A 15,623-nucleotide genomic window follows, 5' to 3' on the forward strand; every position below is an offset into this window, starting at 1 on the left:
CCCCCCTTGACCTTCACACCGGTCTCAACGTTGACGATGCTGTCATGGACAAGGACAGCACATCTCCAACTCGCGTATCCGTCGTCGGACTTGGGCTGATGGGGCAGGCGCTCGCCGGGGCGTTCCTGCGGGCCGGGCACCCGACGACCGTGTGGAACCGTACGGCGTCCAAGGCCGAGCGGCTGGTGGCCGAGGGCGCGCGGCTCGCCCCCTCGGTCGGCGACGCGATCCAGGCGGGTGCTCTGACGGTCGTCTGCCTCACCGACTACCAGGCCGTGCGCGAACTGCTCGGCGCGGACGGGGTCGACCTGGACGGCGCGATGCTGGTCAACCTGACCTCGGGCGACTCGGCCCAGGCCCGGGAGACCGCCCGCTGGGCGGAGCAGCGCGGCGCCCGTTACCTGGACGGCGCCATCATGGCCGTGCCGCCGGCGATCGGGACCGCCGAGGCGATGATCCTGCACAGCGGCGCCCGGGCGGACTTCGACGAGTACGAGTCCGTGCTCGGCGCGCTCGGCACCGTCACCCACCTCGGCGCGGACCACGGGCTCGCGTCCCTGTACGACGTCGCCGGTCTGGCCATGATGTGGAGCGTGCTCAACGCATGGCTCCAGGGCACGGCGCTGCTCAGGACGGCCGGTGTCGACGCCGGGACGTTCGCGCCGTTCGCCCGGCAGATCGCCGCCGGCGTGGCCGAGTGGCTCCCGGGGTACGCCGAGCAGATCGACAGCGGCTCGTTCCCGGCCGAGGTGTCGGCCCTGGAGACCGACGCGCGTGCCATGGCCCACCTGGTCGAGGAGAGCGAGGCGGTGGGTGTCAACGCCGAACTGCCCAAGCTGATCAAGGCGATGGCCGACCGTGCGATCGCCGCCGGGCACGGCAAGGAGCAGTATCCCGTGCTCATCGAGGAGTTCGGCAAGCCTGGCGGCAGCTGACCTGGTTCGGATCACCGGCCGCTGCCCCGCCCCCGGACAGCCAGGGGGCAGGGCAGCGCGCCTGGTGCCGGGCCGTGGCTAGCTGTATTGACCCGCAGGGTTGTTGACGCGGGTGATCGGTGGCTGGCCGCCGAGTGCGGTGTGGCAGCGGTGGTGGTTGTAGGTGTGCAGGAAGTCTGTCAGGGCGGCGGTGCGTTCGGTGTTGCTGGTGTAGGGCCGCAGGTAGGCCCATTCGTCGAGCAGGGTGCGGTTGAAGCGTTCGACCTTGCCGTTGGTCTGGGGCCGGTAGATGCGGGTGAGTTTGCCGGTGGCGCCGATCTCGGCGAGGGCTTGTTTCCAGGCCAGGCCTTTGCGGTAGGCCCAGGCGTTGTCGGTGAGCACGCGCTCGATGCGGGTGATGCCGTGCGCGTGGAAGAACGCGGCCGCGCGGATGAGGAAGCCTGCGCAGGTGGCGACCTTCTCGTCGTGGTGGATCTCGCTGTAGGCGAGGCGGGTGTGGTCGTCGACGGCGGAGTGGATGTAGTCGAAGCCCATGCCTCCGCGGGTGGCCCGGCCGGCCTGGCGGCCGAGCATCCTGTGGCCGCCGCCGTCCGGGATCCGGCCGAGTTTCTTGACGTCGATGTGGACCAGCTCGCCGGGGCGGGCGCGTTCGTAGCGGCGGATGACCTGTCCGGTGGGGCGGTCCATGAGCGCCAGCCGGTTCAGGCCGTGCCGAGCCAGGACGCGGTGCACAGTCGAGGCGGGCAGGCCGAGGATCGGGCCGAGGCGGGCGGGGCCGAGTTTGCGGTCCTGGCGCAGGCGGCAGACCCGGGCCTCCACCGCTGGCGCCGTGCGGTGGGGTGTGGTCTTCGGACGGCTGGGGCGGTCGTGCAGCCCCGGTTCGCCTTCCGCCCGCCAGCGGCGGATCCATTTGTGGGCCGTGACGCGCGAAATGCCCATTTCCGCAGCGACATGGGCGACCGGGCGGCCGGCGCGGACCCGTTCGACGAGCAGCCGCCTGCCGTGAACGGTCAGCCGGGCATTACGGTGGGACACGAAGACCTCCGTGCGGTGCAGTCCTAGACAGCTCCACCACACCGGAGGTCTTCACCATGATCAAGCCCGGTCGGCGTTAACAACGCTCGTGATCAATACAGCTAGCGGGTGTGCTCGACGAACCGCGCCGCCGTCTCCGCCAGGACCTCCTGGCCGTCCCGGGCCCACAACCCGTCGTTGAACAGCTCGACTTCGATCGCGCCGGTGTAGCCGGCGGCCTCCACGTGGGCCTGCCACTCGCGCATGTCGATCGCGCCGTCGCCGATCTGGCCGCGGCCGGTCAGCACGCCCTCCGGGAGGGGGGTCGTCCAGTCGGCGAGCTGGAAGGTGTGGATGCGGCCGCCCTCGCCCGCCCGGGCGATCTGCGCGGGAGCCGTGTCGTCCCACCAGATGTGGTACGTGTCGACCGTGACGCCGACCTGGTGCGCCGGGAAGCGCTCCGCCAGGTCGAGGGCCTGGGCCAGCGTCGACACCACGCAGCGGTCCGCGGCGTACATGGGGTGCAGCGGCTCGATCGCGAGGCGGACGCCGTGCCGCTCCGCGTACGGGCCCAGCTCCGCCAGGGCGTCCGCGATGCGTTCCCGCGCCCCGTGCAGGTCCTTGGAGCCCGCCGGGAGGCCGCCCGAGACCAGGACCAGGGTGTCCGTGCCGAGCGTGGCCGCCTCGTCGATCGCGCGGCGGTTGTCGGCCAGGGCCTCGGCCCGCTCCCCCGGGTCGATCGCCGTGAAGAAGCCGCCCCGGCACAGCGTCGTCACCGTCAGCCCCGCGTCCCGGACCAGCTTCGCCGTGGCGTGAAGGCCGTACGACTGCACCGGCTCGCGCCACAGGCCGACGTTGCGGATGCCCAGCCGGCCGCAGCCGTCGACCAGTTCCGGCATCGACAGCTGCTTCACCGTCATCTGGTTGATGGAGAAGCGGTCCAGCCCGGTCGTGCTCACTGGTTCACCCCGTACACGCTCAGCAGGGTCTTCATGCGCTCCTCCGCCAGCTTGGGGTCGGGGAACAGGCCGAGGCCGTCGGCGAGTTCGTAGGCCTTAGCGAAGTGCGGGAGGGAGCGGGCCGACTGCAGGCCGCCGACCATCGTGAAGTGGGACTGGTGGCCCGCGAGCCAGGCGAGGAAGACCACGCCCGTCTTGTAGAAGCGGGTGGGGGTCTGGAAGAGGTGGCGGGACAGCTCGACCGTGGGGTCCAGCAGTCCGCGGAAGCCCCTGACGTCGCCCGTGTCCAGGACCCGGACCGCCTCGGCCGCCAGCGGGCCCAGCGGGTCGAAGATGCCGAGCAGGGCGTGGCTGAAGCCCTGGTCGTCGCCGGCGATCAGCTCCGGGTAGTTGAAGTCGTCGCCGGTGTAGCAGCGCACGCCCTGCGGCAGCCGGCGGCGGATGTCGATCTCCCGCTGGGCGTCCAGCAGCGAGACCTTGATGCCGTCGACCTTGTCGGGGTGCGCGGCGATGACGTCCAGGAAGGTGCGGGTGGCGGCGTCCAGGTCCGTGGCACCCCAGTAGCCCTCCAGCGCCGGGTCGAACATCGGGCCCAGCCAGTGCAGGATCACCGGCTCGGACGCCTGGCGGAGCAGGTGCCCGTAGACCTCCAGGTAGTCCTCCGGCCCCTTGGCGACCGCGGCCAGCGCCCGCGAGGCCATCAGGATCGCCTGCGCGCCCGACTCCTCCACGAGGGCGAGCTGTTCCTCGTACGCGGCCCGGATCTCCGCCAGGCTGTACGGGTGGCCGATCTCGGTCGCGGGCAGCTGGTCGGTGCCCACGCCGCAGGCGATCAGGCCGCCGACCGACTTCGCCTCGGCCGCCGAGCGGCGGATCAGTTCCGCCGCGCCCGCCCAGTCCAGGCCCATGCCGCGCTGGGCGGTGTCCATGGCCTCGGCGACGCCCAGCCCGTGCGACCACAGGTGGCGGCGGAAGGCGAGGGTGGCGTCCCAGTCGACGGCGGCGGGCGAGTCGGGGGACACGTCCGCGTACGGGTCGGCGACGACGTGCGCCGCCGAGAAGACCGTGCGGGAGGTGAAGGGGGTGCCGGGGGTCACGGCGAGGGGCTCGGTGCGGGGCTCGTACGTCCGCAGCGTCCCGCCGCTGTCCGGGAGTCGGATGGTCACAGCGAGATCTCCGGAACGTCGAGGCGGCGGCCCTCGGCCGAGGACTTCAGGCCCAGCTCGGCGAGCTGGACACCGCGGGCACCGGCCAGCAGGTCCCAGTGGTAGGGCGCGTCGGCGTAGACGTGCTTGAGGAACAGCTCCCACTGGGCCTTGAAGCCGTTGTCGAAGTCCTGGTTGTCGGGGACCTCCTGCCACTGGTCGCGGAAGACCTCCGTGACGGGGATGTCCGGGTTCCAGACCGGCTTCGGGGTCGCCGACCTGTGCTGGACCCGGCAGTTCCTCAGGCCCGCGACCGCGGAGCCCTCGGTGCCGTCGACCTGGAACTCCACCAGCTCGTCGCGGTTGACGCGGACCGCCCAGGAGGAGTTGATCTGTGCGATGGCGCCGCCGTCGAGCTCGAAGATGCCGTACGCGGCGTCGTCGGCCGTCGCGTCGTAGGGCTTGCCGTTCTCGTCCCAGCGCTCCGGGATGTGGGTGGTGGCGATGGCCTGGACGGACTTCACGCGGCCGAACAGCTCGTGCAGCACGTACTCCCAGTGCGGGAACATGTCGACGACGATGCCGCCGCCGTCCTCGGCCCGGTAGTTCCAGGACGGGCGCTGGGCGGCCTGCCAGTCGCCCTCGAAGACCCAGTAGCCGAACTCGCCGCGCACCGACAGGATCCGGCCGAAGAAGCCGCCGTCGATGAGGCGCTTCAGCTTCAGCAGGCCGGGGAGGAAGAGCTTGTCCTGGACGACGCCGTGCTTGATGCCGGCCTCGTCGGCCAGGCGGGCGAGGTCGAGGGCGCCCTCCAGGCCGGTGGCGGTCGGCTTCTCGGTGTAGATGTGCTTGCCGGCGGCGATGGCCTTCTTCAGCGCCTCCTCACGGGCGGAGGTGACCTGCGCGTCGAAGTAGATGTCCACCGTCTCGTCGGCGAGGACCGCGTCCAGGTCGGTCGAGACGTGCTCCAGCCCGTGCTGCTCCGCCAGCGCCCGGAGCGCGTGCTCGCGGCGGCCGACCAGGATCGGCTCGGGCCACAGCACGGTGCCGTCGCCGAGGTCGAGGCCGCCCTGCTCGCGCAGGGCCAGGATGGAGCGGACCAGGTGCTGGCGGTAGCCCATGCGCCCGGTGACGCCGTTCATGGCGATACGCACCGTCTTGCGTGTCACGTCGTTCCCTTCGTACGCGGTCGTCGCGCCGCGTACGCCCCACCCGTCACCGGGGGCGGGCCGGTGAGCCGCCCTGTGGACTGGTGAGCGTTACAGCAAGCGCTTTCTATATACGGAGAAGCTAGCCTCTGAACCGCGGTCCGGACAAGACCGTGACCAGGACGAGTTGTTCGAGGGGGCGAACAACAGGGGCTCGGGGGCTTAAGGTCTGCTCAAACCATGGCCATAGGTCCGTCGGAACCAGCGGAACCATGGTCATAGGTATGGGTGTGTAGGAGGGCGGACGACGAGATGCGCGACCGGAGGACGACGAGATGACGGTGACCCTGGCGGATGTGGCGGCCCGCGCACAGGTCTCCCCCGCGACGGTGTCGCGCGTGCTGAACGGGAACTACCCCGTGGCCGCCTCCACCCGGGAGCGGGTGCTGAAGGCCGTGGACGAGCTGGACTACGTGCTCAACGGGCCCGCGAGCGCCCTCGCCGCCGCCACCTCCGACCTGGTCGGGATCCTGGTGAACGACATCGCCGACCCGTTCTTCGGGATCATGGCGAGCGCGATCCAGGCCGAGATCGGCGGGCCGGGCGGCCGCGCGGGCGGGGAGAGACTCGCGGTGGTCTGCAACACGGGCGGCTCGCCGGAGCGGGAGCTGACGTACCTCACGCTGCTGCAGCGGCAGCGGGCGGCGGCCGTGGTGCTCACCGGCGGGGCGATCGAGGACGCGGCGCACCAGGCGGCGATGGACGCGAAGGTGCGGAAGCTGGCGGACGCCGGGACGCGGGTCGTGCTGTGCGGGCGGCCGCCGGCGCCGGAGACCGGGGCGATCGCGCTGACCTTCGACAACCGCGGGGGCGGGCAGGAGCTGACCGAGCACCTCATCGGGCTCGGGCACCGGCGGCTGGGGTACATCGCGGGGCCGGAGGAGCGGACGACGACGCGGCACCGGCTGGAGGGGCACCGGGCCGCGCTGGCCGCGCACGGGATCGAGGAGGACCCCCGGTGGACGGTGCACGGGCGCTACGACCGCCGCTCCGGGTACGAGGCGACGCTGGAGCTGCTGCGGCGGGACCCGTCGCTGACGGCGGTCGTCGCGGCGAACGACTCCGTCGCGCTGGGGGCGTGCGCGGCGCTGCGGGACTCCGGACTGCGGATTCCGGAGGACGTGTCGGTGGCGGGCTTCGACGACCTGCCGTTCAGCATCGACGCGGTGCCGTCGCTGACGACGGTGCGGTTGCCGCTCGCGGAGGCCGGGGCTCGGGCCGGGCGGATCGCCATGGGGCGGGAGGAGGCGCCGCCCGGGGGGATCGCGTCGGTGCGGGGGGAATTGATGGTGCGGGGGTCCTCCGGGGTGCCGCGGGTTTCGTAGTGCCGCGGGTTTCGTGGTGCTGGGCGTTGCTGCCCGGGCCGTGCTGGGGACTGCCGCCCCCAGACCCCGGCTTGGCCTGAACGGCCTCGTCCTCAAACGCCGGACGGGCTGGATGGTGACTGATCGGCGTCGTCATCAGGCGCGCTTCGGACTGGATCGTGGCTGATCGGCGTCGCCATCGGACGCCAACGGGTTGGGCGGCGAGAGAACGCCGTCAACCTCAGACGCCGCCTCGGGCCGGGATGTGGTTGACCGGCGTCGCCATCGGACGCCAACGGGTTGGGCGGCGAGAGAACGCCGTCAACCTCAGACGCCGCGTCGGGCCGGGATGTGGTTGGCCGGCGTCGTGATCCGACGCCTGTGGGTCGGCGGTGGGTGAGGGCCGTCGCCTTCGGGGGCCGTCCGAGGCCGGGACGGGGCCGTTGCCATCGGCCTCGCGCTTCGCCGTCGTGCCCGGACATGGGGCGGGTCGTGTGACAGAAGCCTCATCGTCAGGTCTGTCCAAGAGATCGCCCTCCCACCCGCGCAGGGGCGATCGTGGGCGGTATGAGTGATCAGCCTGGGGCGGCCGGCGGCTCCGAGGAGGCCGGTGAGGTGCGGCGGTTCTGGGGGCGGCTCGGGGTTCCGGGGCTGGTCGACGTCCACACGCACTTCATGCCCGAGCGGGTCCTGCGCAAGGTGTGGGACTACTTCGACACCGCCGGGCCGCTGGTCGGCGGGCTGGAGTGGCCGATCACGTACCGGACGGCGGAGGCGGAGCGAGCGGCCCTGCTGCGGGAGTTCGGCGTGCGGGCCTTCACCTCGATGCTCTACCCGCACAAGCCGGGCATGGCCGCGTGGCTCAACGGATGGGCGGTCGACTTCGCCCGCCGCACCCCCGACTGCCTGCACACCGCCACCCTCTTCCCCGAGCCGGGGGTCGCGGACTACGTCCGCGAGGCCGTCGAAGCGGGCGCGCGCGTGTTCAAGGCGCATGTGCAGGTGGGGGCGTACGATCCGGCCGACGAGCTCCTCCAGCCGGTGTGGGGGCTGCTGGCCGAGGCCGGGATCCCCGTGGTGGTGCACTGCGGCTCCGGGCCCGCGCCCGGCAAGCACACCGGCCCCGAGCCCATCGCCCGGGTGCTGGCGCGGCACCCGAGGCTGCGGCTGATCGTCGCGCACATGGGCATGCCCGAGTACGAGGAGTTCTTCGGCCTCGCCGAGCGGTACGACGAGGTGCGGCTGGACACGACGATGGCGTTCACCGACTTCGGCGAGAAACTCATGCCGTTCCCGCGCCGCGCCCTGCCCCGGCTCGCCGCGCTCGGCGACCGCGTCCTGCTCGGCTCGGACTTCCCCAACATCCCCTACCGCTACCTGCACCAGCTCCACGCCCTGGAGCGACTCGGCCTCGGGCAGCAGTGGCTGCGGGCCGTGTGCCACGACAACGCGGCGGAGCTGTTCGGCCTCCGGGCCGGGTGACAGGGTCGTGCGCAGACACTCCGGCCTCCGGGGGCGTCAACTCGTCTGTCCTCTGACACTGAACGTGGACCGATTGCCAGGGAAGTTGGACAACCACTACGTTCCTGCCATTGATGTTGGACCGGAGGGGCTGGGGGCAGGGCGGGAGCACCGGCTCTTGCGTACGGGAACGCCGCGTTATCGACCTTTGAGCCGGACTTTCTTGAGCGCGGACGGCGACGCCGACAGCCTCTGGGTCAGGGGTGGAGTACGCCTTTCGAGGCCGTTGAGCCGGTCCGGGACTTCCGCTGGGCCAAGGGCGTCGAGAGCTTCGCGGGCTGGTACTACTGCGTGACGGCCCGAGACCACGTCGGATACGAATCCTGGCTGGAGCGGGACCACCTGATCCTGCTGGACCGCGATCCGCAGGGGGTGGGCATCGCCTCGCAGCCGTTCTGGCTGCACTGGCACGACGGCACCCGAAGGCGTCGGCACGCGCCGGACTGCTTCGTCCGGCTCGCCGACGGCCGAGGCCGCGTCGTGGACGTGCGGGCCGACGACCAGGTCGATGACGCGGCCGCCGAGTCCTTCGAGGCGATGGAACTGGCCTGCCGGGCGGTGGGCTGGAGTTCGTCCGGGCCGGGACACCTGAGCCGGTCTTCATGGCGAACGTGCGGTGGCCGGCCCGCTACCGGCGGCGCCGGTGTCTGCGGTGGTTGATCACGGCACGGGTGCTGGAGGCCTTCGAGGGACCCGCCCCGCTGATGGAGGGGGCGGTGGCGGCGGGCGACCGGCTGCTGGAGCTGCCGGTGCTGTTCCACCTGATGTGGGCCGGCATCCTGACCGCCGACCTGCGGGGCGAGTTGCTGCACGACCACAGCATCGTGGAAGGAGCGGGGCCGGTGAACGCGATGCGACGCCCGGCGGGCATCGAGGTCGGGGGCTGGGTCCGCTTCGGCGGGCAGGTCCGCGCGGTGACCGCGGTGACCACGACGACGGTCACGCTGACCGAGACGGACGGGCGGGCGGTCGCCGTCGAACTGGCCGTGCTTCTGCAGGGGGAGGACTTTGCAGTCGTCGACGTCCCGGTGCGGCAGCCGCTGCCGGGAGCGTCGCTGCTGGAGACGTTCCCGAAGCCGGTGAGGGAGAAGGCCCTGTGGCGGGAGGGGCACATCCTGGAGGTCCTGCACGGGCTGCCACCCCGGCGCCGAGCCGGGGGCGTCGCCACGGGCCGAGTACGGGCCGGACCGCTCGCTGACGGCCCGGCAGCGGGCCAAGGCCGCCGAGCTGACCGCTGCCGGGCACAAAGTGGCTGCTCAGACGGTCGCCAACTACCGGCGCCGCACCAGGCCGCGGGGTCGTCGGGCTCGCGGACCACCGTCCGCTCCGCAAGAAACGCGAGTTCGGGTCCGTGGACGACGCCGTGGTCGCGGCCATGCGGCAGGCGATCGCCGAGGCGACCGACGCCTCGACCCGGCGAGGAACGTTCCTGCTCTGGCGGACCGGCGAGATCCTCCGGCAGACGCCCGCCGGCCGGGCGGTCAAGCTGCCGTCCGAGCGGACCCTCTACCGGCTGCTGGACAAGCTCACCCGGAACACGCACACCTTCAGCTCGGCCACGACCCGCAGATCACGCGCCCACGGGGCCAGCGTCGAGTTCGGCGAGCTGCCGGTGTTCGCGCCGGGCGACGTGATGCAGATCGACTCCACCCCACTCGACGTCCTGGTCCTGCTGGACAACGGGGTGATGGGCAAGGTCGAGCTCACGGCCATGATCGACGTCGCGACGAGGTCGCTGACCGCGGCGGTGCTGCGGCCCACCACGAAGTCGGTCAACGCCAGCGTGCTGCTGGCCCGCACCCTCACCCCGGAGCCGATGCGGCCCGGCTGGGTCGACGCGCTGAAGGTGTCCCGGTCAGTGCTACCGCACCGCCGCCTGCTGACGCTGGACGAACGGCTCGAGCACGCCGCCGCCCGGCCCGTGATCGTCCCGGAGGCGATCGTCTGCGACCACGGCAAGGTCTGCGACCACGGCAAGGTCTTCATCTCGCGGAACTTCAAGTCGTCCCGTCAAGCTCAATCGCCTCCTGCACAAGTGCGTCACCAGCCGCTCCCCATCACCGGCCACCTCCATCACATGGTCGGCGTTCGCTCGCCGTCCGCGCTCGATCAGCGCTCGAGTTTCGCCGTGGATCTGCACCACTGAGCCAATGCGGACCGCGCCTTCAGGTCCCCCGCCACTGCGTCAGCAGCTACCGGAGTACCCCCTGCCTCACGGCCAGAGCCGTGAGGCGAACGGTCAGCTTCTGCATGTCGACTGCGGTCGACCGATGGCGAGTCACCGCGACTCACCGGCAGCCCGCCCCTGCATGACGCCCGCCGAAGCCCGGCCACGCGGCAGGCGGCACACGTCAGCCCCGGGAGCTCCTCGCTGCTCCCAAGGCACCCGCACTCGCAACCGCCCCGCCCGACACCCGCGCACGAGAGTGACCCAGATCTCTGACTGACCAGATGACGAATCTGGTCAGTTCGTCTAACGTGGAGGCATGGAGATCAAGGACAGCAAAGACAGCAAGGACCGCCGGGCACTGGTAGTGGGTCTGGGGATCAGCGGGATCGCAACCGCCCTGCGACTACGGCAGATCGGCTGGACGCCGGTCATCGTCGAGAGGGCTCCGGCACGACGCACGGGTGGATACTTCATCGCCCTCTTCGGCGGCGGCCGGCCTCCCGCTGAACGCCTGGGCATCCTCGACAATCTGCAGGACCGGCTGCCTGCCGGCGGCCGTCAGTACGAGGTCGACCGTGCGGGGAACCGGAAGCCGGCTCTGGGATACGGAGACCTGCCCGGCAGCCCCTGGATGATGGTGCGCGGCGACGTCGAGGAGGCCGCCTTCGCGGCCCTTCCCAAGGATGTGGAGATCCGTTACTCGACCGTGCCGACCCGTATCGAACAGGACGCCGAGGGCGTGGACGTCACGCTGACCGACACCTCGGACGACAGCACTGTCACCGAACGGTTCGATCTGGTGGTCGGCGCGGACGGACTGCGCTCCACCGTGCGCTCGCTCGTGTTCGGCCCACACGAGAAGTACCTGCACCGGCTGAACTACATGGCGGTCGCTTTCCAACTCCCCGCCCCGCTCAGCGAGATCCATCCGGACGACGGGGCGATCCTGATGGAGCCCAACCGGTCGATGTGGCTCTTCCCCTTCGCGGGCAGTCCTCAGACGGTACTGCTCAGCTACCACACCGACGACGTCGACGCCGAGTTCACCGAGCCGCCGGCCAAGCGTGTGCGCGCGGCATTCGGCACCGAACCCACCGGCCGGATGCTCGGCGAGGTGCTGGACGCCCTGGACACCGCGGACGACCTGCTGTTCGACTCGGTCGAGCAGACGCGCATGGACCGCTGGCACCGCGGCCGGGTCGTGCTCGTCGGTGACTCGGCCTGGTGCGTCAGCCTCTACGCCGGCATGGGCGTCTCGATGGGAATCACCGGCGCGGACCTGCTCGGGACCATGCTGGAGCGCCACTCGGACGTGCGCCACGCCCTCGCCGCCTGGGAACAGACGCTGCGCCCCCACCTCGACGTGTTCCAGCGCAACGGAATCCAGCAGCGCATGTTCTTCGTCCCGGCCAACAACAAGGAGCTGGCTCTGCGCAAGGCCATGAACGTGGGGATGCGGCTCCCCGGCACCTCGCACCTGCTGAGGCAGCTGCAGGCCAGGGACAAGGCAGGCCGGCTGAAGGACACGGACCTCGCCCTAGCATGAGGCCGGCCCCGCTCCCCGGGGTCACCGCTCTGTACAGGCAAGGACGCGACCATGACTGCACCGACTGAACACGACTCCGCGACGGCCACCCGGATCCTCGCCGCCGCCAGGGAACTGGTCCTCAAACGCGGCGTCAAGGGCCTGACCGTCGCCGAGATCGCGGAGAAGGCGCACGTCGGCAAGGGCACGGCGTACCTGTACTGGGGCACCAAGCATGACCTCCTGTTCGGCCTGTTCGCCAGGGACTTCCTGGCCGTCCTCGATGACGGGATCGACGCGCTGAGTGCCGATCACGAACAGTGCCGGCCGCACCGGCTCTGCCCACAGCTCGTCCGCGACTCCCTCGACCGCCCGTTCGTGCAGGCGTTGCAGACCGGCGACGCCGACCTGCTGGGCGTCCTCACCCAGCAGCCACGCAGCACTGAGCTGCTCGACCTGGCGGGCCCCGCCGCGCTGATGTACACCGTGCTGCCGGTGTGGCGCCGGTACCGGCTCGTCCGTACCGACTGGCCCCTCGATGACCAGGCCTACGCGCTCCAAGCGCTGATGACCGGCTTCCTCAGCAACGTCACCCGCCCGCAGACGCCTCGGAGCATCACCGTCAGCGAGCCCTACACGGTCATCTCGACCGCGGTGACAGCCCTGCTGGGCCCGGAGGAAGCCGACCCGGCCGAGGTCCGCGCGACCGCCGAAGAAGGCATGCAGCTGCTGCGCGAGAAGCGCGCGGCCGTCATCGCGCTGATCACCGCCAACCAGGAAAACAAAGAGAGTTAGCCACCGGAACGACTCCGGTGCACGCGATCAACGGAGGCATTGTCATGGCTCAGGCGACCGAGACGGTCAGGACGGCCGGATCGACCAACCCGACCGAGACGGTGATCGACCGCTACATCAGGATCTTCGACCGCACGGCGCACGAGCCCGCGGCCGTGGAGGAGCTCCAACCGCTCTTCGCGCCGGACGCCACCGTGCAGCTCGACCAAGGCCTCGAACCGGTGACCGGCCTGCCCGCGATCATGGATTTCTACCGGAACTTCCCCTCGCTCATGGCGGACAGCCAGCGCTTCTGGACCAGCACGGTGCTCGACGACGGCAGGATCGAGTGCCACTGGGTCCAGGCGGGACGTGGCACGGACGGCAGCCTCGTGACCCTGGCCGGCATCGAGCACGCGACCGTCAACGCCGACGGACAGATCACGGACCTGCGCAACCGCATGGTGGACCCCACCGGCTGGGCATGACCTGACCGGGCCGACGAGGCTCGTACGAAGCGCCGCTGAAGACCCCCGGCCGGCAAGGCCGGGGGTCTTTCGTCGCTCAGCGCCGGTGATCTGTGCAGAGAGCCCAGCAGCGCACGCCGTCTTCCCCGGCGACCACGCCACGTGCATGATGCACCTTGAACGCCCACCCTGGAGGAGGTGGCAACCGCGGCCCGGGGCCGGCTCGGCAGCGTACCTGCCTGACCGGCGAAAGGGGCGCTGGGACAGCCCCGGTGGCGCCCGACAGCCGGGCCCGGCGCCCCCGGACGGCTTCAGGGGGATGCTCTCCGCCCCGGTCGCCCGTCGTGGGTCAGCCCGCCCACGGCAGCAGGACCACCTTTCCGGTGCTCTGCCGGCTCTCGATCAGCAGGTGGGCCTCGGCCGCCGCGGACAGCAGCATCCCTCGACTCTCTTCCCGGTGGCCGTACGCCGCCTGGAGCCGTCGGTGCCCTGGACCACCAGCGGGGTCACGTTGCTCGGCGACGCCATTCACGCCATGCCGCCCGGCTTCGGCGCCGGCGCCATCAGCGCGCTGCGGGACGCCGCCGCCCTGACCCGGGCGCTCACCGCCGAGGTCCATGGTTCCCGAGAGCCCGCGAACGGTCCTCTACGGCCGCGGTGGGCGCAGGACGGGGACGCTGTCGCGGAACGCGGCGGCGTGCTTGTCGATTTCCTGGGGGTCCGGCTCCAGTGCGGCGGCGCTCAGCAGTTCCCGGTAGTGCTCCTCCAGCTCCGTGAGGGTGTGGACGGAGGAAGCGGTGTCGGCGGGGGAGAAGTCGACCCGGACGTCGCCGTCCTCGACGACGAAACGGCCCGCGGCCCCACAGGTGCCGCATTCGGCGCGGCCTCCGCGCAGCACGATCAGGTCGAGGTGGCACATCGGACAGGTGCCGGGCTCCCCCAGGAACCGGACCTCGTCGTGGGGCAGGCCGAGCTGCCGGGCAACCGCGCCGCCCAGCCGCTCGGCGCGCAACACGGCCGCCGGGTCGGTGGCTATGCCGCCCAGGCCACCGGGGGTGGGGACTTCCATCTGGTCGGCGACGGCCATGTGCAGGGGGAAGGCCAGGGCGTGCAGAGTGGGCAGCGTCAGCGTGCGCCAGTGGGGTGACGGGCAGCCGCCCACGGCGATGAAGCCGGCCACGCGCGGCTTGAGGACCCGCGGGTCGGGTGCCGTGTCGAGGCCCAGAAGGCCGCGAGTCTCCTTCTGCTCGGCCCGGCCGTGTTCCTGCTCGGCCCGGCCGTGTTCGCCGCGGGCGAGGGCCTCACGGACGAAGACCACGTCCGTGCGCGGACCGAAGGCGCGGTCGATGAGGAGCTTCAACGCGCCCGGTGCGCTGCGGGTGTAGGTGGGGGAGCTGACGATCACGCCGTCCGCGTCGAGCAGCCGGTCGCAGAACCAGGCCGCGTCGTCCCCGGCGTCCGCGGTGGCGGCGGTCACCAGGGACAGGTCGGTCAGCCGTACCATCTCGACGGCTGCCCCCTCGCGCGCGGCCGCGGTGAGCGCGGCCTTCAGCAGTACCTCGGCACTGCCGTCCTGCTGCCCGCAGGCAAGTCCGAGCAGACGCATCGACGACACCTCTCTGTGTGGTCGGGGGACGGGGACGGTCCGCCGGGCCACGCGGGCTCCGGCGGACCGGACGGGAGCGGATGGCGGGGCGGTCAACCGCGCAGGGTGGCGGCCAGCCAGTCGGCGCTGCGGGTGATGATCTCGGGGAAGTGGTTCGAGAGGATCTCGTAGTGCTGGCCCGGGTACTCGATGACCTCCTTCGGGCCGGGGATCCGCTCGTACATCTCGCGGGCCTCCTCGACGGGGGCGACGGTGTCCTTGGAGGCGAGGATCATCAGGACCGGGGCGGTGATGCGTTCGGCGTAGGCGCGCACCTCCATCTCGTAGATGCGGTCGAGAGTCGAGATGGTGATCTCGTTCCGGAAGCTGGGCAGCTGGTGGATCATGTTCTCGACGAATTCCAGTCCCTCCTGGTCGCTGAACATGACCGGGTCCCCGGGTTCCGGGACGCCGTGCAGGCGGATGCTCGCGGCCGGCTCGCCGCGCAGCTGGGCCTGACGGTCGGCGGGGATGAGGGCTTCCAGCTCCGCGAGCGTGTCGGCCGGTTGGAGGGTGCGTGCGCTCCAGCCGCTGACCGGGGGGATGACGCTGACGACGGCTTTGACCCGGCGATCGGTGGCGGCCGTGAAGAGGGAGTTGGCGCCACCGATGCTGATGCCCCACAGGGCGATGCGGTCGGGGTCGACGTCCTCGCGCAGGGTCAGATGGGTGATGACGTCGCGCAGGTCCCGGCACTGCTGCCAGGGATCGAACTGCTGACGGGGTTCGCCGTCGCTGTAGCCGGTGTTGCGGTGGTCGTAGATCAGGCAGGCCAGACCGGCGTCGGTGAAGCCCCGGGCCATGGCGAACATGGATTCCGCGGGACCGCCCAGGCCGCTCTGGAGGATGGCGACGGGCGGGCGTTCGGGGCCGTCGGTCGGGCGGAACAGTTTGCCCCGCAGGGTCAGTTCCGACACGCGGAACTCGATGTCTTCGGCGACAGGCATGGTTCTCCT

General features: G+C 71.2%; 14 protein-coding genes and 1 pseudogene. 9 read left to right on the forward strand and 6 right to left on the reverse strand.

The window, feature by feature from the left end; genetic code table 11:
* The first annotated feature begins 44 nt into the window (after nt 1-44).
* On the forward strand, nt 45-935 hold the full coding sequence (locus C1703_RS13850) for an NAD(P)-binding domain-containing protein (protein WP_114252761.1): 891 nt from the start codon (nt 45-47) through the stop codon (nt 933-935).
* 78 nt (nt 936-1,013) lie between these two features.
* Here the strand turns inward: C1703_RS13850 and C1703_RS13855 are convergent, their stop codons facing one another.
* The 4 genes from C1703_RS13855 to C1703_RS13875 all read right to left on the reverse strand — a co-directional run bounded on the left by C1703_RS13855 (nt 1,014) and on the right by C1703_RS13875 (nt 5,222).
* Entirely contained in the window at nt 1,014-1,970 is a 957-nt protein-coding gene (locus C1703_RS13855) for an IS481 family transposase (RefSeq protein WP_114252763.1), read from the reverse strand.
* Between the two features lie 101 nt (nt 1,971-2,071).
* A complete protein-coding gene (locus tag C1703_RS13865) occupies nt 2,072-2,908 on the reverse strand; it encodes a sugar phosphate isomerase/epimerase family protein (RefSeq protein WP_114252765.1) in 837 nt (278 codons plus the stop codon).
* Nucleotides 2,905-4,074, reverse strand: coding sequence for a dihydrodipicolinate synthase family protein (locus C1703_RS13870; protein WP_114252767.1), 1,170 nt, complete (start codon nt 4,072-4,074; stop codon nt 2,905-2,907). The genes C1703_RS13865 and C1703_RS13870 overlap by 4 nt, the downstream gene beginning before the upstream one ends.
* Complete coding sequence (locus C1703_RS13875) at nt 4,071-5,222, reverse strand: Gfo/Idh/MocA family oxidoreductase (RefSeq protein WP_114252769.1); 1,152 nt, start codon at nt 5,220-5,222, stop codon at nt 4,071-4,073. The genes C1703_RS13870 and C1703_RS13875 overlap by 4 nt, the downstream gene beginning before the upstream one ends.
* Nucleotides 5,223-5,536: 314 nt before the next feature.
* Here C1703_RS13875 and C1703_RS13880 point away from each other — a divergent pair, with 314 nt between their 5' ends.
* The 8 genes and pseudogenes from C1703_RS13880 to C1703_RS39675 form a co-directional block, all read left to right on the forward strand.
* Nucleotides 5,537-6,586, forward strand: a complete 1,050-nt coding sequence (locus tag C1703_RS13880) for a LacI family DNA-binding transcriptional regulator (protein WP_114252771.1) — start codon at nt 5,537-5,539, stop codon at nt 6,584-6,586.
* Nucleotides 6,587-7,132: 546 nt separating this feature from the next.
* Nucleotides 7,133-8,047 carry an amidohydrolase family protein gene (locus C1703_RS13885; protein WP_114252773.1) on the forward strand — a complete coding sequence of 305 codons (915 nt, stop codon included), beginning with the start codon at nt 7,133-7,135 and terminating at the stop codon, nt 8,045-8,047.
* 231 nt (nt 8,048-8,278) lie between these two features.
* Entirely contained in the window at nt 8,279-8,746 is a 468-nt protein-coding gene (locus C1703_RS13890; protein ID WP_343236421.1) for a TnsA-like heteromeric transposase endonuclease subunit, read from the forward strand.
* Between the two features lie 691 nt (nt 8,747-9,437).
* Nucleotides 9,438-10,232, forward strand: coding sequence for a hypothetical protein (locus C1703_RS13895; RefSeq protein WP_232840479.1), 795 nt, complete (start codon nt 9,438-9,440; stop codon nt 10,230-10,232).
* 340 nt (nt 10,233-10,572) lie between these two features.
* The gene (locus C1703_RS13900) at nt 10,573-11,802 is read left to right on the forward strand and encodes an FAD-dependent monooxygenase (protein ID WP_198678164.1); all 1,230 of its coding nucleotides are present in this window, start codon (nt 10,573-10,575) and stop codon (nt 11,800-11,802) included.
* Nucleotides 11,803-11,853: 51 nt separating this feature from the next.
* On the forward strand, nt 11,854-12,576 hold the full coding sequence (locus C1703_RS13905; protein ID WP_114252775.1) for a TetR/AcrR family transcriptional regulator: 723 nt from the start codon (nt 11,854-11,856) through the stop codon (nt 12,574-12,576).
* Nucleotides 12,577-12,620: 44 nt separating this feature from the next.
* On the forward strand, nt 12,621-13,043 hold the full coding sequence (locus C1703_RS13910) for a nuclear transport factor 2 family protein (protein WP_114252776.1): 423 nt from the start codon (nt 12,621-12,623) through the stop codon (nt 13,041-13,043).
* 463 nt (nt 13,044-13,506) lie between these two features.
* Nucleotides 13,507-13,644, forward strand: a pseudogene (locus C1703_RS39675) (FAD-dependent monooxygenase); the annotation flags it as partial.
* Between the two features lie 24 nt (nt 13,645-13,668).
* Here the strand turns inward: C1703_RS39675 and C1703_RS13920 are convergent.
* Both C1703_RS13920 and C1703_RS13925 read right to left on the reverse strand, forming a co-directional pair.
* Nucleotides 13,669-14,628 (reverse strand): NAD(P)H-dependent oxidoreductase, encoded by a 960-nt coding sequence (locus tag C1703_RS13920; RefSeq protein ID WP_114252779.1) that lies wholly within the window; start codon nt 14,626-14,628, stop codon nt 13,669-13,671.
* 92 nt (nt 14,629-14,720) lie between these two features.
* Nucleotides 14,721-15,614, reverse strand: a complete 894-nt coding sequence (locus C1703_RS13925; RefSeq protein WP_114252781.1) for an alpha/beta fold hydrolase — start codon at nt 15,612-15,614, stop codon at nt 14,721-14,723.
* Nucleotides 15,615-15,623 lie beyond the last annotated feature (9 nt).

This window comes from Streptomyces sp. Go-475, from assembly GCF_003330845.1.
Lineage (GTDB): Bacteria > Actinomycetota > Actinomycetes > Streptomycetales > Streptomycetaceae > Streptomyces.